Genomic DNA, 19,407 nt, shown 5'->3' on the forward strand with positions numbered 1-19,407 from the left:
CTTTAAAACAATTGATATGTTGCTTGATCAAACGTCTGCAAGATGGACAAATCATCCTTCCTGCAGGCGCCTTCACAAGATACCTGCGCATACTGTCAAAGAACCTTGGAGTCGGCCTCAGCGCCTTTCTCCGTGTGCCCCGACGTTTCCGTCGTTGCGAGCCGCCCATTATAGCCGGCTTTTCCGCCTCGTCAACACCTTTTTTCAAGGCCGTCTCACCGAAGTGGACGTTGTTGCCGATGCTGCTTCGCCGTGCGACCCGGAGGTCTTTTCGTCGAAGCGAGCCGCCTATTATGTCAGGCTTTTCGTTTCCGTCAACACCTTCTTTCGAAGGATGTTGCCGCCGCCTTGGTTGGGTGTTCACCGGGGTGAAGACCGCGTCGCAGCGAGGGAGCGAATACTAAAGACTTCTGAAAATTCGTCAAGGCTTTTCTTCGATCTTTTTCATCGACGCGTCATCAATGCGTGCTGCTCATCTGCAGCCGCGGCAGCACGCGCGTTGCGCGTGCTGCCGCAGGCTTGCTAACAATGCATGTCTTGTCGTCAGGGATGCATGCGATGTCTGCGGTAGCCAAGCGTTCGTTGTTGCGCGATATGTCGTTGCCTGCGGTGATGGCCGGCTTCATTACGGTGTTGGTGGGCTTTGCCAGCTCGGCGGTGATCGTGTTCCAGGCCGCGCGCGCGATGGGCGCATCGCAGGCGCAGATCGCCTCGTGGATGTGGGCGCTTGGACTGGGCATGGGCATCACCTGTATTGGCCTGTCGCTGCGCTACCGCGTGCCCGTGGTGACAGCATGGTCGACGCCAGGCGCGGCCATGCTGGTGGTCGGTGCCGGTGCGGTGGGCTACAGCGATGCGATCGGTGCCTTTGTGCTGGCAGCGGTGCTGGGCATGATCGCCGGCTTCTCGGGGATCTTCGCGCGGCTGATGCAGCGGGTACCGACGGCGTTGGCCGCAGGCATGCTGGCCGGTGTGCTGCTGCGCTTTGGGCTGGATGTGTTCGTGTCCATGCAGACGCAGCTGGGCATGGCACTGGCCATGTTCGCCACCTGGTTGATCGGGCGCCGGCTGTTCCCGCGCTATGCCGTGATCGCCACGCTGGGCGTGGGTATTGCCGTGGCTGCCGGCCAAGGACTGCTGCAGTTGCAGGATGTCCGCCTGCAACTGGCCACGCCGGTGTTCACCTGGCCCACGTTGTCGTGGGCGGCGGTGATCGGCGTTGCGCTGCCCCTGTTCGTGGTGACGATGGCTTCGCAGAACATCCCCGGCGTGGCCGTCATCCGCGCATCCGGCTACGACACACCGGTGTCGCCGGTGATCGGCTGGATCGGCGTGGTGAACACGCTGCTGGCGCCCTTCGGTGCTTACGGACTCAACCTGGCGGCGATCACCGCCGCGATCTGCATGGGCCGGGAGGCGCATGAGGATCCCGCGCGCCGGTACACCGCCGCGGTGGCCGCCGGCGGCTTCTATATTCTGGTGGGCCTGTTCGGTGCGACGGTGGCGGCGGTGTTCGCGGCCTTCCCCAAGGAGCTGGTGGCCTGCGTGGCCGGCATTGCCCTGTTCGGCACGATCGCCAACAGCCTGTCGATGGCGCTGCGGGAGGAGGCCGACCGCGAAGCGGCCCTGGTGACGTTCCTGGTCACCGCGTCGGGGCTGTCATTGGCCGGCATCGGTTCGGCCTTCTGGGGACTGGTGGCCGGGGGTATCTGCTTGCTGGTGCTGCGGCCGTCCGCAGCGCGCGGCTGAGCCGGATCAGGGATCCAGCAGGAAGGTCAACGCGCCGATCAGCACCACATAAATGGCCATGCCAACGAACACCGCCGACCAGCGGGTGCCGCCCAGGCCAGCCAGTGCGGCGTGCTGGGCCGTCGCGTCACCGGGATGACGTGCCTGGGCCAACGCGATCATCCGCTGGGCATGCCGCAGATACAGGTAATTGCCCACGGAACCGGCCGCGACGCTGGTCGCCACGGTGACCACCAGCGATACGCTGTCGCTGGCCCCGGCCAGGGTTTCCAGAATGGACAGGACGGTGAGCGCGCCGATCCACATGGCGGCCTGCGCGTACATGCGGCGATACAACATCCAGAACGCGCCGAACAGGAAGGCCGGCCAGCTCCAGGCGGTGGCGCTGGCCGCCTGACCGTCGGGCGCCAGGTCCAGCCGCCATTTGCGGCGGTATACCGGGAAGTTGCTGCCGACGAAGGCGGCATACGCCTGCTGCCCGTCCACCAGTGGTGCGTGCGCCGGCATGGCGCGGGCATCGACGGCAGATGCCGGCGCAGCATAGGGATCCTGGGACGGCTCGACCGGCGTCGGCGCGGTCATCGCCAGCTCGGCCACGCTGTGCAGGGGCTCCCATTGCGGCATGCCTTGCCGCCAGACCAGGGTGTCGGCGGTGATCTGGCCCTGCCCCAGCAGGTGCTGGAGCTGCACAGCGGGCAGCGGTCCCTGCCGCTGTTGCTGGTGATCGGCGTAGTACCACGGGGTATCGGACATGACTCGTTCCTGGAGGGAGAAGCACCGGTTCGCCCGTCCGGGCGTCGGCTGGGGGATTACAGGGGCAGCACGCGGAAGGTCTGGGTGAGCGTGTGGCTGGCGCCGGCCGGCAGGGTGATGACATCCGGACCGGCGTTGGCGGCCTCCAGACACACATAGTTGCGCCAGCCTGCCCCGACGTCGGCCATGCCTGCCGCCCCCGCCTGGCCCGGGTTCCAGGCCACCAGCGAGCGGCTGCCCTGGGTGGTGATTTCGATGCGCCGCTTCAGCCCGGGGTCCTTGAGCACGTAGCGGCCGCCAGCGCCGGTATAGATGCGGTCGCTGCGGCCGGGATCGCGCGGGTCGCGCAGGTTCCAGTCGCCCTGCTGCACGCGCGGGGTGGCGTAGTTCTCGAACTTGTCCAGATAGGTGAGGCCATCCAGCCCCTGCACGTCCACGGCCGTGGCGTCTTCCACCCGGAAGTAATTGTGCAGGGCCTGGGTGAAGCTGACCGGCTGGCTGCCGCTGTTCTCGGTGATCAGGCGCTGCTCCAGCGTGCGGCCGATGCGCAACTGCATGGTCAGGCGCAGCGCCAGGTTGTCCAGCGGCGGCGGGGTCAAGGTGAGCAGTACGGTGCCGTCGGCTTCGCGGCGCGCCTCTTTGAGCGTCCACGCCACGTTGCGCACGAACCCATGCGAGGGCACATCGGTGCCCTGCCCCTGGCGGCCGAAGTACGGCCAGCACACCGGGCTGCCGCCCCGGATCGGGGTGGGCATCGGCTGCGCGCTGGGAGACAGCCACAGGAGATCCTGGCCGCCCTTGGGAACATAGGACAGCAGTTGCCCGCCGAACACCGATATGGCGGCGCTGGCAAACGGGGTGTCCACCTTCCAGACGGGGAAGCCCTGCACGGTGCCCAGGCTCAGGCCCTCGACCTTGGGCAGGGCGGCGCCAGGGCCGGCCGGAGACTGCACCAGGCGGGCGTGGTTGGGCGGGAGGGTGAACACAGTGGATGCGGGCATGGTGGTGGTCGAAGGGATCGGAATGGGAGGCGCACTGCGCAATGCAGTGAGGATGCGTTGGCCGGCGCGGCCGTCGGTGGTGGTCCAGCCCAGGCGCTGCTGTTCGATCTGGATGGCGCGGCGGGTGGCGGTGCCGATCATGCCATCGGCGGCGCCGATGTCGTGGCCACGTGCGAGCAGCAGGGTCTGCAGCTCACGGCGCTCGCTGCGGCCGATGCCGGGATCGTCAGTGGGCCAGGCCGCGACGATGCCCGGCCCGCCGCGCAGACGGTCGGACAGGGTGGCGATGGCCAGGGCATAGCTCTCTGCGGCGTTGTAGGCGTAGATCGCGTCGTAGTTGCGGAACACCAGCCAGGCCGGTCCCGTGGCGCCGGTCGGCAGCAGCAGGGCGGCGTTGCTGTCGGCGGGCAGGCCGTCCGGGGCAAGCGCGCCGCCGGCCACGGGGACGATGCCCAGCGCGCGCCAGGCGGCCAGTGGCTTGCGCTGGGTGCGGCCGGCCAGCGATGCGTTGAAGCCGGTCGGGAGTTTGACCTCCAGGCCCCAGGGCTGGCCGGTCCGCCAGCCGGCCTTGGCCAGGTAGTTGGCGGTGGAGGCCAGGGCATCGGGGATGCTGGCGACCAGATCGCGGCGACCGTCGCCATCACCGTCCACCGCGATGCGAGCGTAGGTGGACGGCATGAACTGGGTATGCCCGAACGCACCGGCCCAGGAGCCGGTGAGTCCCTCTGCCTGGAGCTCACCGGCGTCGAGCAGCCTGAGCAGGGCCAGCAGCTCGCCGCGGAAGAACGGTTGCCGACGGCCGTTGCAGGACAGCGTGGCCAGCGACTGCAGCAGCGGGCGCTTGCCGAAGACGCGACCGTAGTCGCTTTCCACCCCCCACACGGCCACGATGGTGGCGGGATCGACACCGTACTGCGCCGATACCGTGGCGAGCAGATCGCGATGCAGGGAGAGACGCGCACGGCCATCGTCCACGCGCTGGGTGTCCACCAGCGCGGCGAGGTAGTCCCACAGCGGCGTGGTGAACTCGGGCTGGGCATCCAGGAGCGGCAACACGCTCAGGTCCGGGGTGAGACCGGCGGTGAGGCGTGTGAATCCGTCAGCGCTGATGCCCTGTTTGAGCGCCTGCGGTTCCAGTGTGGCCAGGCAGCGGTCCAGATCGTCCTGCGGCGCGGCGGCAACCGAGGCGCTGGCCAGGCACATCGCGCCCAGCAGCCAGCCGGTGTAGAGCCTCATTGGCGGAAATCCTTGCAGCCAAGTGGACCTGCATCATAACGGTGCGCGCGCAGTTCAAGCCGGCTGCAGCAGTCGCAGGCCGAAGGCCGGCTCAAACGCGTTCCACGCCGCGCTCGCGCGCAGGCCGGCCTCGGCGACCAATGACGCAAATGACGCATCGGTGTACTTGTGGCTGTACTCGACCGTCATCGCCTCGCCGTCGGCGAAGTCGAACGCACGGCCGTCGACGTGCACGGTCTGGGCGCGGGTGCTGACCAGTTCGGTCTCGATGCGCAGGCGCGGCACGCTGTAACGGGCCCGGTGGCGGAAGCCGTCGAGGTCGAAGTCGCTGCCGATCTCGCGGTTGAGCCGGCGCAGCAGGTTGAGGGTGAAGTCGGCGGTGACACCCGCGGCATCGTTGTAGGCCGATTCGATCAGCACCGGGTCCTTGTGCAGGTCGATGCCGATCAGGGCCAGGCCATCAGCGCCCATTGTCTGTCGCATGGCCCGCAGCAGCGCCACGGCATCGGCATGGGCGAAATTGCCCAGCGTGGAGCCGGGGAAGAACAGCAGCCGACGGGCCGGCGGGCGCTGCGGCGCCGGCACCTGCACCGGGCGGGTGAAGTCGGCGCAGACCGGCAGCATCTCGATGTCCGGCAAGGCCTGGGCAAGCCGCGTGATGCTGGCCAGCAGGGCGGCACGCGAGATTTCGATCGGGGTATAGGCGACCGGATCGGTGAGCGCGTGCAACAGCAGTTCGGTCTTGCGGCCGCTGCCGCTGCCCAGCTCGACCACATGCAGGCGCGGGCCGACCACCTTGGCGATGTCGTGCGCGCAGTCCTGCAGCAGTTTCAGCTCGGTGCGTGTCGGGTAGTACTCGGGCTGGCGGGTGATCTGCTCGAACAGCGCCGAGCCACGGGTGTCGTAGAAGTACTTGGACGGCAACTGGCGCGGCCGGATGGAGAGGCCCTGCACGATATCGGCGGTGATGCGGGCGCGGTCGGGCTGCAGGTCGGTGAGCGCTTCGAGTGCGTCGCTGACCGTGCTCATGCGGCGTCCCGGGCCAGGCGCAGGCCGGCGAACTGCCAGCGCGCCGAGGGGGCGAAGAAGTTGCGGTAACTGGCGCGGACGTGTCCGGCCGGTGTGGCGCAGCTGCCGCCGCGCAGGATCCATTGACCGTTCATGAATTTACCGTTGTATTCGCCGAGATGGCCCGCGAAGGGGCGGAAGCCGGGATAGGCGCCATATGCGCTGCTGGTCCATTCCCAGACATCACCGAACAGCTGCTGCAGCGGGGCCTCGCGGCCGCCGGCAGGGTGCAGTCGATCGGCGTCGGCGAAGTGACCGTCGACCGGCTGACCTGCGGCGGCGGCCTCCCATTCGAACTCGGTGGGCAGGCGCAGGCCCCGCCAGCGCGCGTAGGCATCGGCTTCGTAATAACTGAGGTGGCAGACCGGCGCGTGCAGGTCGAGCGCACGCCAGCCGCCCAGGGTGAACTCGCGCTGCAGGGCATCGTCCCAATACAGGGGATGCTGCCAGTGCTCGGCCTGGCACAGCGCCCAGCCCTCGCTCATCCAGTGCGCCGGCTCTCGATAGCCACCGGCCGCCACGAACTGGCGGTACTCGTCGTTGCTCACCGGCCGGTTGGCCAGCGCGTGTGCGGGCACCAGCACCCGGTGCACGGGCGACTCATTGTCGTAGGCGAACCCGGCGTGGGCTGGCCATGCCGGGGCGCCGATCTCCACGATCTGCTCGGGGCTTTCCTGCCAGCGCAGCGGCACGGCCGTGCTGGGCGAACAGGCGAGATCATCACGGTAGGCCGGTTGCAGCGGGTTGCACCACAGCGCGTGCTTGATGTCGGTCAGCAGCAGCTCCTGATGCTGTTGTTCGTGCTGCAGGCCGAGCAGCAGCTGATGGTGTGTGGTGGCATCGAGCACACCGGCCTGCACCAGAGCGATCACCTGCTGGTCGACCTCGGCACGGTAGTGCAGCACCTCCTGCAGCGACGGGCGCGAGAGCAGGCCGCGCTGCGGGCGCGCGTGCGCCGGGCCGATGCTCTGGTAGTAGCTGTTGAACAGGTAATGCCAGTCGGGGTTGAACGGCGCATAGCCCGGGCGGTTGGCCAGCACAAAGCGCTCGAAGAACCAGGTGGTGTGGGCCAGGTGCCACTTGGTCGGGCTGGCGTCCGGCATGCTCTGCACCATCGCATCTTCGGCGCTGAGCGGTGCGGCCAGCGCGACGCTGCGGGCACGGATGCCGGCGTAGCGGGCGGCCAGTGCCGCGGCCAATGGGTCGGTGGTCGGCGGCGGTGGGGCGACGGCGGTATTCATCGCGATCAGGATCGAACAGCGCGGGTGAGCGCAACGTCATGGCACGGCTCACGCCGCGTTACGCAGCTCAAGTTGAATGCGCATCGGCCGCTACCGGGAGGACCATCGCCTGTGTGGTCCGGTTTGCACGATGCAGCCACGGCGCGCCGGCCCGCTCTGTGGAACCGTCCTTGCGGAATCACCTGCTACGCCAGCCCAGCCACTATCTGTTCGTACTGCCCGCCGTGCTTGCCGGGCTGGTGCTGTGGTCGGCCACCCCGGCGCAGGAGGTCGGCAGCCCGGTGCACCGCCTGCTGCCCCTGCTGCTGACCTGCCTTGGCGTGGGCGTGGCCCTGGTCTACAACCGGGTGCGGGCGCTGTGCCTGCTGCTGGCGATCGCGCTGGCCTTCGCGTTGCTGCACGGTCTGGTGGCCGGCTTCCTGCGCGATGGCGTGGTCTCTGCCACCACGCCGCTGACCTTCCATGCGGTCGCGTTGTGGTTGCCCGTTCTGTTTGTGCTGCATGGACTCTGGCCCGAGCGCGGACGCCTGCGCCAGGACCTGCTGCTGCGCGCGGTGCTGAGCGGCCTGGCGTTGGGCATCTTCGCGCTGTTGGCCGCGCAGGGGCCGCAGGGCATGCACGATCTGCTGTCCAACCGCCATTGGGCGTGGCTGCCGACCGGATGGAGCCGACTGGCCCAACTGCCGACGCTGGCCTTCGTGGTCGCTGCGATCACGCTGTCGGTGCAGGCCGTGCGCGCACCACGCGCCCTGCATACCGCGATGCTGCTGGCGCTGCTGGCAGTGTGGGCGATGCTGCCGCGGATCTTCCTGTCGCCGGCGCTGCTGCCCGCGCTGACCAGCGTGGCGCTGCTGGCACTGGTATCGGCGATGGTGCAGGAATCGTTCCACATGGCCTTCCGCGACGAGCTGACCGGCCTGCCCGGCCGGCGGGCGCTGAACGAATGCCTGCAGCGCGTGGGCGCCACGTACACGATCGCGATGGTCGATGTGGACCACTTCAAGCGCTTCAATGACACCCACGGCCATGACATCGGCGATGACGTGCTGCGGCTGGTCGCGGCGCGGCTGGCAGGTGTGGGCGGCGGCGGGCGGGCCTTCCGCTACGGCGGCGAAGAATTCGCGCTGGTGTTCCTGGACCGCACTGCCCCGGCCTGCGTGGCAGCGGTGGAGGCGATCCGGGCGACGGTGGAAGACGCCCGCATGACACTGCGCGACCGCGCGGCGCGGACCCGCGACGACGCGGTGGGCCGCCTGCAGCGCGGCCGTGGCGGCGGTGGCGAAGTGGTGCAGGTGACGGTCAGCATCGGCGTGGCCGACAGCCGCGTTGGCGACAGCCCGCAGGCCGTGATCAAGGCCGCCGACCAGGCGCTGTATGCGGCCAAGGACGCCGGCCGCAATTGCGTGCGCGCGCACGGCCAGCAGCGCCCCGTGGCGGTACGCAGCAGCGAGGCGGCTCAGGGCAGCGCGTCGAGGTAGTACCAGCGGCCGTCCTCGCGGACGAAACGACTGTGTTCGAGCATCTTGACCGCGCTGCCGCCACCCACCTTGTAGCGTGCGGTGAAACGTACCCGGGCGTGGTCCGGGTCCGATACGGTGTGCTCGTGGACGGTCAGGCCCAGCCAGCGGGTGCGTTGGCCGTCCGCGTCGTCCAGCGACAACGTGGGGGGGCGGGTATCGGGGTGCCAGCTGGCAAGCAGGTAGTCCGGCAACTGCTTTACATAGGCGCTGTAGCGCGAGCGCATCAGCGCTTCGGCATCCGCTGCGGCCTCACCGGCGTGGACGCGGCCGCAGCAGGCGGCATACGCCAGTGGTCGGCCGCAGGGACAGGGGTCGGAATGGGTCATGCGGACATTGTGACGCGACGCTGTTGCGTCGACCACCGTCATCGCCGGTGAGCTGCCGACCAACGACCGGCTCTACCTGCGGGGTCCTGCCGGGCGTATGCTGGCGCGCTTTACGCCACGATGCCCTGCCGTGTTCGAGCTGGTTCCCCCTGAATTGTTGTGGTTGGTGGCGATTGCCTTCATCGCCGGTCTGGTCGATGCCGCCGTCGGTGGCGGCGGGCTGGTGCAGCTGCCGGGCCTGTTCACGGTGCTGCCGCAGCAGACACCGGCGATGCTGTTTGGCACCAACAAGTTCAGTTCAATGTTCGGCACCGCAGCCGCGGCCGTGCGTTATGCGCGCAATGTGCGCTTCCCGTGGCGACCGGTGCTGTTCGCGGCAGGCACCGCCTTCGTGTTTTCGTTTGCCGGGGCCACAGCGGTCAGCCTGCTGCCCAAGGATGCGGTGCGCCCGCTGGTGCTGGTGCTGCTGGTGGCGATGCTGGGCTATACATTGTGGAAGAAGGACTTCGGCGCACTGCACCGGCCGCGCGAGATCGGCCGCAGGGAGCTGGCCGCCGCACTGGCCATCGGCGCGGTGATCGGCTTCTACGACGGCTTCTTCGGACCGGGCACCGGCAGCTTCCTGATCTTCCTGTTCGTGCGCTTCTTCGGGCTGGACTTTCTGCGCGCTTCGGCCGCGTCGAAGGTGGTCAATCTGGCCACCAACCTGGCGGCCATTTCGTTCTTCGTGCCCACCGGCAACATCCTGTGGCTGTTCGCGGTGCCGATGGCCGCCGCCAACATCGTCGGCTCGGTGGTCGGTACGCGGCTGGCGCTGCGCGGCGGCACGCCGTTCATCCGCAAGCTGTTCGTCGGCCTGGTAGTGGTGCTGATCGCCCGGATGGGCTGGGATACCTTCGGCGGATAACCCCGTCGCGCGGGGCGCCGCCCGGTTGGAGCCTCCCATCGGTCGGCTCTCCCCGGGGTGCGCGGGCGTGGCCGGCCGGTCAGGCGACCGGTTCGGCGTCCTGCTGGCGGCTGCGTTCGGGCAGCTTCAGCCGCTTGGCCTCTTCGTCGTACTCGATCAGCAGCACGCCGGAGTCGTGGCGGCCGCTGATCTCGACGAAGCAGGCGCCGCCGATGAACGGCTCCAGCGTCATCACCGACTTCAGCGGCGTGGCCACCACCATCTGGAAGCCGAAGTTCTCGAAGATGTTCATCGCCAGGGCGGTGAACTCGTTGTCGGCCTTGTCGAATGCTTCGTCCAGGACCACGGCGGCATAGCTGGGCAGTTGGCTCTCGGCACCGCCCAACTGGTAGCGCAGCGCGGCCGCCAGGCAGGTGGTGGCCAGCTTCTGCCGCTGGCCACCGGACTTGCCGGCGCCACTGCGGTAGATCTCCACCTGCTGGCGGGTGGCCGCGTCCAGCTCGACGCCGATGAACTCCACGTGCAGGCGCACGTCGAGCACGTTCTCGCGCCAGCGCCGGTCCTCGCCCTCCTGTGAACCAAGGCGTTTGACCAGCTCACGCAGGACGGCGAACTGTGCCTCGGCCACCTCGCGCTCTTCGGTCTGGTGGTGCGAGAGCACTTCACGCAGCTGCTGGTGGAACTCCAGCACTTCCGGCAGGCGGCGGTCACTGAGTTCGATGGTCAGCAGGGTGCCGCGGTTGAAGGGCACCTGCTCCAGCGAGGCGTTGACCTCGTCCAGGCGCTGGCCGATCGACTTGCGGGCCTCGGCACTGTGCCGCTGAAGGGCCAGCAGGTTGTTCTTGCTCTGGTTCTGCAGCAGGTCGAAGAAACGCTCTTCGTGCTGCGGCAGGCCGTCGCGCTCCAGGCGCTGCAGGCGGGCCAGAAAGTCGTCGGCCGAGGCGACCGACGCGGTGAAGTCGCCCGATTCCTCCGGCCACGCCTGGGCGAAGCGCCGGAAGCAGGCCACCAGTTGGGTCTCGACACGATGCACCTCGTGCTGCGAGGCGGCCAGGCTTTCGTTGATGCCCTTGCTGATCTCGCGCATGTGCGCTTCGAGGGTTTCCAGGCTGAGCCCACCCAGCAGGTCCAGGCGCTGCTGCAGCCCTGCTTCCTGCGTGGCGCCGAGCGCCGGCAGTACAAGGGCGCGGCTGCGCTGGCGCTGGGCATCGAGCTTGTCGCGTTCGCGGGAGAGCTGGATGAGTTCGACGCGGGTGTCTTCGTAGGTGCGGCGGGCCTGCGCGATGTCCGCGCGGGCCTGGTCGATCTGCTGCGCCAGGCGGGCCAGATCGGCGTTGCCTTCCTTCAGTTCGCGCAGCGAGGAGGCGATGTCGTCCAGGCGCTGGAGTGCCGTGGCGACGTCCACTTCCTCCCACACGAAGTTGACCAGCTGGTTGCAGGCCAGGCGGCGGTCGTTGTCGCGGTCGCGCTGGCTGCGCAGCCGCGCGATATCCTCGTCGCATTCGGCGATGCGCTGCGCCAGCGCCTGCGCTTCCTTGCGGAACAGCGCCAGCTTGTCGCTGTTGCTGAAGCCGAGCAGCCAGCGCCGGCGGTCGCTGATGGCGTTGCGGTCGTCCTTTTCAAACCGGTCGCCCGGATGCTTGACCTGGCCTTCGCGGGAAATGCCACGGTCCACATCACGCAGCTGCTTCGCGTCCACGCACTCGTAGTCGTAGCGCTTGCCCAGTTCACGGCGCAGCCACGGCTCGAACACGCTGTCGCGGAACTCCAGCTTGTGCAGCAGCGAGCGCGCGGAGGGCTCGCGGGCGATCGCGTCGTCGTTGCGGCGCACCCGGTAATAGGTAAGCCGCATGCCAAGCTGGGTGCGGTTCACCCATGCGTTGACCTCGTTGTAGTGCTTGTCTTCCACCAGCAGCGACTGCGCGAAGCCGAACAGCACGCGCTCGATCGCGCCCTGCCAGGCGCCCTGCTCCTGGCGGACCTGGATCAGTTCGCCCACAAACGGCAGCGCCGCCTCGGGCACGCCGGTTTCCTCGGCCAGTCGGCTGCGCAGCTTCTGCAGTGGCGCGGGGATGCTCGACGGATTGCGCTCCATCGCCTCCAGTTCGGCGCGGACCTCGCCGAAGCGGCGGGTGTCGTCCTGCTTGCCGGCCAGGCGTTCGGTGATGGCATCGTCCAGCGCGGCCGCCGCCTGCTGGCGATTGTCCAGCTCAGCCTGTGCGCGGGCGATCAGCTGTGCGAAGCCGTGGGCGTCATCGGGCACGACGGCCTGCAGCGCTTCGGCTGCCTGCTGCGCCTGCCCGCGCTTGGCCTGGCGCCGGTCGCGCTCGGCCTGGGCGCGGCCATGCTCGCGTTCCAGCTCCTCGATGCGCTCGCCGCCCTGCTGGCGACGTTGGAGTTCCAGGCCGGCCAGGTGCTCCTCGTGGTTCGCCAGCGCCTGGCGGCGCTGGGTTTCTTCTCCCAGCAGCCCGCGGTGGCGCACGTCGATGGCCTGCAGGCGCTTTTCCAGCAGCTGCTGCAGTCGCGATTCGCGGAAGCTGTCCAGGCCGAGCTTGAGCGTTTCCTCATCGGCACGCTGCAGGTTCATGGCCTTCAGCTCGGCGTACAGGGCACGTGCCGGCAGGAGGGTTTCGACCTGGCGCCGGGCGGTGACGACTGACTTGTGGGCGCCGTCCAGCTCGGCGAAGTCGCTGACCAGGCGCTCGGCGGCATCAAAAGTCCGCGGCGTATCCAGCATGAAATCGCGCAGGAAGACGTTCAGATCGCCCAGGTTCTTGGCCGACTGCGTCTTGTGCAGCAGCCGCAGCGCCATGTCGTTGTCGATGCCGAGCAGGTGGCGGAAGCGTTCGGCATAGCCGGTGAAGCTGTCGAAGTGGTGCACGTCGCCCAGGCGCTGCTTGAGCTTGCGCAGGTCCAGGTCGAAGCCCCCCAGGTCCTTGGCGATGTCGAACGGCCGTTCGGCGATCAGGTAGTGCTTGCGCACGTCGGCGGCGGCGGCGCCGTTGCCGGCGATCCAGAACAGGCGCACCAGGCTGACCACGCGGCCATCACCGGCGCGGTACTCCAGCACCAGGGCGGTCCAGGTGGCGCCCTTGCGCAGGTACTGCGTGGCGATTTCACCGGTGCCGCGGTCCTGCTGGTCGGCCCACGCGCCACGCACGTAGGACACCAGATTGCGGTCGCGGCCACTGCGTTCGGCTTCGCGCGCGGCGGCGTTGAAGTCGACGATCGACGGCGGCACCAGCATCGCCGACATGGCATCGAGCAAGGTCGACTTGCCCGAGCCGGACCGGCCCACGAACAGGAAACCGCGCTCGGCGATCGGCACTTCGGTCAGGCCGTTGAAGGTGCCCCAGTTGTGCACCTGCAGGCGCCGCATGCGGAACTGCTGCAGCCGCGGATCGGGCAGCCCGTCATTGAACAGGGCGGGGGTGTGCTTGGAAATGGCCATGCGTTATCGGTGGTCCGTTCAGGCTTTTGCTGCGGGGGTGTCGCGCAACTGGCGGTACACATGGGACAGCGCGGAGACGTCTTCGGCGGAGAACAGCAGTTTCAATGCCGGCGACACTTCGTGGCGGTCGTCCTGTCCGGCGAGGCGGGTCAGGATGTGGTTCTCCTTCATCTTCTGCACCGCCGCGGCCACGCGTCGATTGAAGCCGGCGCGATCGGTGGACAGGTTCTTTTCGTAGATGGCCAGAGCCTCGGCCATCTCGTTGTCGGCCACCACCGCGCGGTTGCCGCGCGCATCGGCCTCGGCCAGCTGCTGGCGCAGGTACAGCAGCAGCACCGAGTCGATGAAGGTCAACGGCGAGCTGCGCAGCAGCACCGGTGCATCGATGTCCTCGGTGTCGGCCTGCCGGGTGAAGGCCACGCCGCTGTCGCGATCCAGCACCAGTTCCAGGAACAGGTCCGACAGCGCCGAGCGGATCGCGGCCTCATTGCGGATCAGCGCCGGCCACAGCTTGGCGTGGCGCAGCTGGTCGATGCTCGGGCCGATCAGCAGCTGGCACAACGCGCGACGCCCATCCAGCGGCAGACGCCCGGTGTCGCCCATGTAGAACACGTCATTGCTTCGCCGCGGCAGCGGCGTCACCACCACCGGTTCGGCATCGTGATCGTCTGCGGCCCCGTCGATGGGGGCGACGTCATGGGAATCTTCATGCCAGTTCATGGCGTTTCTCCTGGGTGAACCAAACCAGCGGGATGCGGGCGCGTCGCCACTGTCCATCGCCGCCACGCCAATGGGCAGTTTCCTGTTCGCCGTGCACCACGGTGCCGTGGCGGGTGCCCAGCGACAGGTAGCCGATCACGCTGCCCAGCCCTTGCGGCGCCTCGCGCTGCGACAGGGCCTGGGCGATGCTGAGCCGCGGCTGCGCGCCAAGCAGTTCGTGCAGGTCGCGACGCAGGGTGCGGAAGTCGATTTCCGACGACGCCACCAGGTCACCGACGCTTTCCAGACTGATGCTGGCCGCGTCGTTGCGCTGCACGCTGCCGTCCACCTGCGCGCTGCGCGGGTCGTGCAGCTTCCATTGCGACCACGAGCGCAGGCGGCTGGTGGTGAGCTGCAGATCGCGGCCGATCGGGCGCTGGGCGGCGAAATCATCGCGCAGCGCCAGGGCCTCCGATTGCGCCTGCTTCAGCAGCTGGTTGAGGCGGCGCTGCTCGAGGTAGCCACGGCTCTGTACGAACCCGCGCAGACTGCGCGCGAAATGCTGCAGCACATCGTGGACCTGGCCGCCGCGGTCGAGCATGGTGCCGGTGAAGCCGCGCAGGAAGGCGCGCTCGTTGCGGTCCAGCTTGCGGGCAAAGCCGCGTGCCAGCACCGCCTCCAGCGCGGCATCGAGCTGGGCGCTCTGCTCGGCGTCGTTGAGCAGCCGCCAGAAGGCCTGGAAACTGCGCCCGGCATCACTGTCGCCGATCACATCCACGCCCTCGAACAGCTTGGAGAGCACGTCGCCACGCTCGCTTTCATCGTCGATGATGCGTTCGCGGAACTCGCGGTTGAGGCGCTCGAAATCATCGCGGACGCGGCGGAAGTCCTCGGTGAGATCGTCGGCCAGGCCGATGATCTGGCGCGCACGTTCCAGCGCGCGCTTGCCGTCCAGGGCCACCACCCGGCCCTCACCCACCCGTGCGATCTCCGCATCGATGCGGTCGCGTTCGTCGCGCAGCGCCGACAGGCGCGCATCGGGATTGGATTCGGTCTGGGCGGCCAGCTGCGAGAGCTGCTCGATCACCAGCGCCAGGCGGCTTTCGGTGGCCGCCACGCGGCTTTGTTCCAGGCTGTCGGCGAAGCGGATCGCCTGCAGTGCCTGCGTGGACAGTTCGTACTGCTCCTGGTCGGCGCCGTCGGGCAGGCGCCGCTCCAGCCAGCCCTGGGCAAGCCAATGGGCGATGTAGGCCTGGGCGGTACGCGGCAGCTCGCGCGACAGCTCCTCGCCGTTGAGCTGGTCCAGCGCGCGCTGCAGGCGTTCATGCAGTGCGGCCGCCGGCAGGGTGCGTTCGCCGTCCATCAGCAGGCTCTGCAGCAGGCCGATGATCTCCGGGGCGTTGGCAGCGGCCAGCAGCTTCCACTGGGGCTGTTCGCGCAGGGCGCGGTAACGGGTGATGCGTTCGCGGTGCTTCATGCAGCCAGGACATCCGGAAGAACACCGCGCAGCCAGACGCCGCGCAGCAGGAAGGGTACCGGCCCGGCACCAAGGTGCCGGGCGCGCGGCAGGTTCAGCGCTTGCCGCCCACTTCGATGAAGCGCAGGAACTCGGCGCGGGTGCGCGCGTCCTCGCGGAAGCTGCCCAGCATCTTGGAGGTGACCATGCTGACGCCGCGCTTGTGGATGCCGCGGGTGGTCATGCACTCGTGCGCACCTTCCACCACCACGCCCACGCCGACCGGCTGCAGCACGTCCTGGATGCACTGGGCGATCTGCGCGGTCATCTTTTCCTGGACCTGGAAGCGGCGCGCATACGCCTCGACCACGCGGGCCAGCTTGCTGATGCCCACCACCTTGCCCGCCGGCAGGTAGCCGACGTGCACGCGGCCGATGATCGGCGCCATGTGGTGTTCACAGTGGCTTTCGTACTCGATGTCGCGCAGCACGATCAGTTCGTCGTAGCCGGCCACTTCCTCGAAGGTACGCTCCATGTAGGCGCGCGGGTCGTCGCGGTAGCCGCTGAACCAGTCGCCATAGGCCTCGGCGACACGCCGCGGCGTATCCAACAGGCCTTCGCGGGTGGGGTCTTCACCGGCCCAGCGCAGCAGCGTGCGCACGGCCGATTCGGCATCGGCCTGGGTGACCGGGGTGGCGTCGTTGTCTTTTTCGCTCATTACATACAGCACCCGAAGGGGGGCGAGCATCGTACCCGAGAGACCCCTCGGGCGTCCCCCGCCATGCCGCCGGCGCCCGGTTCCGGTGGGCTGCCGTTGGGCGGCGGTTGGGGCACGGCTATTGATAGGATGGAAATTAGTAGTATCCTATCTATCTGCCATGAAACGCATCCTCGACGAACGTACCCAGCTGCAGATGCAGCTCAGCTCCGGCCTGCTCTACGCAGGGCGGCAGTGGCAGCGTCTGGCCGACCAGGCCCTGGGCAGCTATGGCATTTCCGCCGCGTGCACCATGCCGCTGCTGATGATCGGGCGCGCCGGTGGGGGTATCCGCCAAGTGACGCTGGCCCAGCAACTGGGCATGGAAGGCCCGTCACTGGTGCGTCTGCTGGACAAACTCGCAGCCAGCGATCTGGTGCGCCGCGAATGCGATGCCAGCGACCGCCGCGCCAACCTGCTGTGGCTGACCGACAAGGGCGAGGCCCTGGTCAGCGAGCTGGAGTCGCAGCTGATCGGGTTGCGCGAGGACGTGTTCGGTGCGCTGTCGATGGACGAACTGCGCACCGTGCTGAAGCTCTGGCAGCTGCTGGCCGATGCCGCCGAACGCGTGACGTAAGCCGCTTTCCCCGTTGTGCCGCCCGGTGCCGTCCTGCGACGCCGGGCAATCCCCTTTCCGCTCTCCCTGCGAATCCCTTGCCTCGATGTACGGTGAATTCAGTCTCTATGGTGTGTTCGTCCCGACTCTGCTCGGGCTGATGCTGCTGGCCTACCTGCTCAAGAGCGGGCTGCGCCTGGTTCTGCAGCGCACCGGCGCCTACCGCCACATCTGGCACCCCGCCCTGTTCAACCTGGCCGTGTACGTGATCGTGCTTGGCGGGTTGTTCTCCCTGATGCGTTGGATGCAATCGTGAACAAGACCCTCAAGCGTGCTTTCCCGGTCGTGCTGACCGTTGTGGCGGTGCTCGCCGCCGTGCTGGTGCTGCGCCATCTGTGGGCGTACTACATGGATGAGCCGTGGACGCGCGATGCGCACGTCAGCGCCGATGTGGTGCAGGTGGCCCCGGACGTGTCCGGGCTGGTGGAAGCGGTGAAGGTGGCCGACAACCAGCCGGTAAAGCGCGGCGAGGTGTTGTTCGTGGTTGACCAGGCGCGCTACCGGATCGCGCTGGAACAGGCGCAGGCCGCGCTCGGCGAACGCCGCGCGACGCTGGAACAGCTGCGCCGCGAGATCGCCCGCGACCGCAGCCTGGCCGACCTGGTGGCCGCCGAGGACGCCGAAGTGCGCCGCGCCAGGCTGCAGGCCGCGCAGGCGTCGATGGCCACCGCGCAGGCCGCCGTCGACCTGGCCCGGCTCAACCTGGCCCGGACCGAGGTGCGAAGCCCGAGCGACGGGCACGTCAACGACCGCACCGTGCGCGCCGGCGACTACGTGACTGCCGGGCGACCGGTGATGGCGGTACTGGACACCGGATCCTTCCGCATCGACGGCTACTTCGAGGAAACCCGCCTGCGCGGCGTGCATGCCGGGCAGAAGGTCGATATCCGCCTGATGGGCGAGGCACAGCCACTGCAGGGCCACGTGCAGAGCATCGCCGCCGGCATCGAGGACCGTTACCGCAGCGAAGGCAGCAGCCTGCTGCCGAACGTCACCCCGGCGTTCGACTGGGTACGCCTGGCCCAGCGCATCCCGGTGCGCATCCATATCGACCGCGTGCCGGCCGGCGTGAACCTGATCGCCGGGCGCACCGCCACGGTGACCATCGAGCCGGACGTCGCCACTCCCACCCCGGCGCAACCGGCACGGGCGGCACTGTGAACCGCCCGGCCCTGCACCGCATCGCCTTCGCCCTGGCGCTGACCAGCAGCCTGGCGGCATGCCGCACGGTCGGCCCGGATTACGCGGTACCGGCCGGTTCGGCTTTCCAGCGCCCCGAGGCCAACGCAGCGTTCATCGACACCGCCAACCCGCAGGTGGCCCCTGGCGCCGAGTTGCCGGCACGCTGGTGGGAGCTGTACCAGGACGCCACGCTCAATGGACTGGTGGAACAGGCGCTGCGCGACAACGTGGAACTGAAGGTCGCCGATGCCAACCTGCGTCGCGCTGCGGCCGTGTACGAGCAGGCGCTGGATGCCGGTGGTTTCGAGTACGAAGCCGAGGCCGGGGTGAGCCGCGCGCAGCTGTCGGCGGAATCGTTCCTGCTCGAGCACGAGCTGCCGCCGATCAACCTGGCCGACGGCACATTCGCGGTGTCCTACCAGTTCGACCTGTTCGGCAAGCTCAAGCGCGCCTCCGAAGCGGCGCGGGCCGATGAGCAGTCGGTGGCCGCGGCGATGGACCTGGCACGGGTCTCGCTGGTGGCCCAGGTCGCCGGCAGCTACGTGGAGATCTGCCACGCCAACCACGAACTGCACGTGGCCGAACATTCCCTGCAGCTGCAGCAGCGCAGCCGCGAGGTGACCCAGCGGCTGATCAGCGCCGGGCGCGGCACGCCGCCGGAGCTGGCCCGCGCCAACGCACAGGTCGCGATGCTGGAGGCGGCGCTGCCGCCGCTGCGCGCGCACCGCCAGGCCTCGGAGTATCAGCTGGCCGCCCTGCTCGGCCGCACCCCGGGCCAGCTGCCCGAGGGCGTGGACGCGTGCGACCACGCCCCGACCCTGGCCCAGCCGCTGCCGGTGGGCGATGGCCGCGCGCTGCTGCAGCGCCGCCCCGACATCCGCCAGGCCGAACGGAAGCTGGCTGCGGCCACCGCGCGGATCGGCGTGGCCACCGCCGAGCTGTACCCGGACATCCGCCTGGGCGCGTCGCTTGGCGCGGCCGGCCTGCTCGCCGATGTCGGCGAGCCGCTGACCCGGCAGTGGTCGTTCGGCCCGCTGATCTCGTGGACGCTGCCGTCCTCGGGTACCCACGCGCGCATCCACGCCACCGAAGCCGGGGCAGATGCGGCGCTGGCCGAGTTCGACCACAGCGTGCTGCAGGCGCTGCGCGAAACCCAGACCGCGTTGAGCCGCTACGCACACGACCTGCAGCGCCTGCAGTCGCTGCAGCAGGCGCAGGCCCAGGCGGCGCTGGCCGCCGAGCAGAACCACCGGCTGTACCAGGGCGGGCGCACGCCGTACCTGTCCAGCCTGGACGCCGACCGCACCCTGGTTTCGGCCGACGCCACGCTCGCACAGCAGCAGGCGCAGGTCTCGCGCGACCAGATCCAGCTGTTCCTGGTCCTCGGTGGCGGCTGGAACGCCGATGCGGTAGCCCAGGCGCCGGTTGCTGGTCGGCAGGACTGA

The 19,407-nt window shown here is 68.7% G+C and carries 17 protein-coding genes; 8 read left to right on the top strand and 9 right to left on the bottom strand.

Features of this window, described 5'->3' with window-relative positions; genetic code table 11:
• Together OC534_RS13635 and OC534_RS13640 are read left to right on the top strand one after the other, a co-directional pair.
• The coding region (locus OC534_RS13635; RefSeq protein ID WP_262071973.1) for a hypothetical protein at positions 1-526 on the top strand (526 nt) is incomplete at its 5' end.
• Positions 527-558: 32 nt separating this feature from the next.
• On the top strand, positions 559-1,749 hold the full coding sequence (locus OC534_RS13640) for a benzoate/H(+) symporter BenE family transporter (RefSeq protein WP_262071974.1): 1,191 nt from the start codon (positions 559-561) through the stop codon (positions 1,747-1,749).
• 6 nt (positions 1,750-1,755) lie between these two features.
• On the opposite strand, the gene OC534_RS13645 is transcribed toward OC534_RS13640, so the two are convergent.
• From OC534_RS13645 to egtB, 4 genes are all read right to left on the bottom strand, one after another.
• On the bottom strand, positions 1,756-2,502 hold the full coding sequence (locus OC534_RS13645; RefSeq protein ID WP_262071975.1) for a GYF domain-containing protein: 747 nt from the start codon (positions 2,500-2,502) through the stop codon (positions 1,756-1,758).
• Between the two features lie 56 nt (positions 2,503-2,558).
• A complete protein-coding gene (locus OC534_RS13650) occupies positions 2,559-4,706 on the bottom strand; it encodes a lytic murein transglycosylase (protein ID WP_262071998.1) in 2,148 nt (715 codons plus the stop codon).
• 87 nt (positions 4,707-4,793) lie between these two features.
• Complete coding sequence (gene egtD / locus OC534_RS13655; RefSeq protein WP_153165505.1) at positions 4,794-5,768, bottom strand: L-histidine N(alpha)-methyltransferase; 975 nt, start codon at positions 5,766-5,768, stop codon at positions 4,794-4,796.
• Positions 5,765-7,048, bottom strand: coding sequence for an ergothioneine biosynthesis protein EgtB (egtB, locus tag OC534_RS13660; RefSeq protein ID WP_262071976.1), 1,284 nt, complete (start codon positions 7,046-7,048; stop codon positions 5,765-5,767). Before egtB ends, egtD begins: the two co-directional genes overlap by 4 nt.
• 170 nt (positions 7,049-7,218) lie before the next feature.
• On the opposite strand from egtB, the gene OC534_RS13665 reads away from it, so the two are divergent.
• Positions 7,219-8,526: a GGDEF domain-containing protein gene (locus OC534_RS13665; protein ID WP_262071977.1), complete on the top strand. Its 1,308-nt coding sequence runs from the start codon at positions 7,219-7,221 to the stop codon at positions 8,524-8,526.
• Here OC534_RS13665 and OC534_RS13670 read toward each other — a convergent pair.
• Positions 8,505-8,894: a YchJ family metal-binding protein gene (locus OC534_RS13670; RefSeq protein WP_017354733.1), complete on the bottom strand. Its 390-nt coding sequence runs from the start codon at positions 8,892-8,894 to the stop codon at positions 8,505-8,507. The two genes, OC534_RS13665 and OC534_RS13670, sit on opposite strands and share 22 nt — an antisense overlap.
• Before the next feature lie 130 nt (positions 8,895-9,024).
• Here OC534_RS13670 and OC534_RS13675 point away from each other — a divergent pair, with 130 nt between their 5' ends.
• Positions 9,025-9,801, top strand: coding sequence for a TSUP family transporter (locus OC534_RS13675; RefSeq protein ID WP_136006881.1), 777 nt, complete (start codon positions 9,025-9,027; stop codon positions 9,799-9,801).
• 79 nt (positions 9,802-9,880) lie between these two features.
• Here OC534_RS13675 and OC534_RS13680 read toward each other — a convergent pair whose 3' ends face one another.
• From OC534_RS13680 to folE, 4 genes are all read right to left on the bottom strand, one after another.
• Positions 9,881-13,252 (bottom strand): SbcC/MukB-like Walker B domain-containing protein, encoded by a 3,372-nt coding sequence (locus OC534_RS13680; protein ID WP_017354735.1) that lies wholly within the window; start codon positions 13,250-13,252, stop codon positions 9,881-9,883.
• A gap of 18 nt (positions 13,253-13,270) precedes the next feature.
• Positions 13,271-13,972, bottom strand: a complete 702-nt coding sequence (locus OC534_RS13685; protein WP_017354736.1) for a DUF4194 domain-containing protein — start codon at positions 13,970-13,972, stop codon at positions 13,271-13,273.
• The gene (locus OC534_RS13690) at positions 13,959-15,428 is read right to left on the bottom strand and encodes a DUF3375 domain-containing protein (protein WP_017354737.1); all 1,470 of its coding nucleotides are present in this window, start codon (positions 15,426-15,428) and stop codon (positions 13,959-13,961) included. The genes OC534_RS13685 and OC534_RS13690 overlap by 14 nt, the downstream gene beginning before the upstream one ends.
• 94 nt (positions 15,429-15,522) lie before the next feature.
• Positions 15,523-16,125, bottom strand: coding sequence for a GTP cyclohydrolase I FolE (folE, locus tag OC534_RS13695; RefSeq protein ID WP_017354738.1), 603 nt, complete (start codon positions 16,123-16,125; stop codon positions 15,523-15,525).
• A 160-nt stretch (positions 16,126-16,285) separates the two neighbouring features.
• On the opposite strand from folE, the gene OC534_RS13700 reads away from it, so the two are divergent.
• The 4 genes from OC534_RS13700 (at position 16,286) to OC534_RS13715 (ending at position 19,407) form a co-directional block, all read left to right on the top strand.
• The gene (locus OC534_RS13700) at positions 16,286-16,741 is read left to right on the top strand and encodes a MarR family transcriptional regulator (RefSeq protein ID WP_017354739.1); all 456 of its coding nucleotides are present in this window, start codon (positions 16,286-16,288) and stop codon (positions 16,739-16,741) included.
• An 85-nt stretch (positions 16,742-16,826) separates the two neighbouring features.
• On the top strand, positions 16,827-17,036 hold the full coding sequence (locus tag OC534_RS13705) for a DUF1656 domain-containing protein (protein ID WP_017354740.1): 210 nt from the start codon (positions 16,827-16,829) through the stop codon (positions 17,034-17,036).
• Positions 17,033-17,941: an HlyD family secretion protein gene (locus OC534_RS13710; RefSeq protein ID WP_017354741.1), complete on the top strand. Its 909-nt coding sequence runs from the start codon at positions 17,033-17,035 to the stop codon at positions 17,939-17,941. The genes OC534_RS13705 and OC534_RS13710 overlap by 4 nt, the downstream gene beginning before the upstream one ends.
• Positions 17,938-19,407: an efflux transporter outer membrane subunit gene (locus tag OC534_RS13715; protein ID WP_262071978.1), complete on the top strand. Its 1,470-nt coding sequence runs from the start codon at positions 17,938-17,940 to the stop codon at positions 19,405-19,407. The genes OC534_RS13710 and OC534_RS13715 overlap by 4 nt, the downstream gene beginning before the upstream one ends.

The sequence above is a fragment of the Stenotrophomonas sp. Marseille-Q5258 genome (assembly GCF_946900935.1).
Classification (GTDB): domain Bacteria; phylum Pseudomonadota; class Gammaproteobacteria; order Xanthomonadales; family Xanthomonadaceae; genus Stenotrophomonas; species Stenotrophomonas nematodicola.

What these genes read in the sequence shown, in the direction of transcription:
- OC534_RS13640 (WP_262071974.1), top strand. Translation starts at nt 559, where the DNA reads ATGTCTGCGGTAGCCAAGCGTTCGTTGTTGCGCGATATGTCGTTGCCT.
- OC534_RS13645 (WP_262071975.1), bottom strand. Translation starts at nt 2,502, where the DNA reads ATGTCCGATACCCCGTGGTACTACGCCGATCACCAGCAACAGCGGCAG.
- OC534_RS13650 (WP_262071998.1), bottom strand. Translation starts at nt 4,706, where the DNA reads ATGTGCCTGGCCAGCGCCTCGGTTGCCGCCGCGCCGCAGGACGATCTG.
- egtD (WP_153165505.1), bottom strand. Translation starts at nt 5,768, where the DNA reads ATGAGCACGGTCAGCGACGCACTCGAAGCGCTCACCGACCTGCAGCCC.
- egtB (WP_262071976.1), bottom strand. Translation starts at nt 7,048, where the DNA reads ATGAATACCGCCGTCGCCCCACCGCCGCCGACCACCGACCCATTGGCC.
- OC534_RS13670 (WP_017354733.1), bottom strand. Translation starts at nt 8,894, where the DNA reads ATGACCCATTCCGACCCCTGTCCCTGCGGCCGACCACTGGCGTATGCC.
- OC534_RS13680 (WP_017354735.1), bottom strand. Translation starts at nt 13,252, where the DNA reads ATGGCCATTTCCAAGCACACCCCCGCCCTGTTCAATGACGGGCTGCCC.
- OC534_RS13685 (WP_017354736.1), bottom strand. Translation starts at nt 13,972, where the DNA reads ATGAACTGGCATGAAGATTCCCATGACGTCGCCCCCATCGACGGGGCC.
- OC534_RS13690 (WP_017354737.1), bottom strand. Translation starts at nt 15,428, where the DNA reads ATGAAGCACCGCGAACGCATCACCCGTTACCGCGCCCTGCGCGAACAG.
- folE (WP_017354738.1), bottom strand. Translation starts at nt 16,125, where the DNA reads ATGAGCGAAAAAGACAACGACGCCACCCCGGTCACCCAGGCCGATGCC.
- OC534_RS13700 (WP_017354739.1), top strand. Translation starts at nt 16,286, where the DNA reads ATGAAACGCATCCTCGACGAACGTACCCAGCTGCAGATGCAGCTCAGC.
- OC534_RS13705 (WP_017354740.1), top strand. Translation starts at nt 16,827, where the DNA reads ATGTACGGTGAATTCAGTCTCTATGGTGTGTTCGTCCCGACTCTGCTC.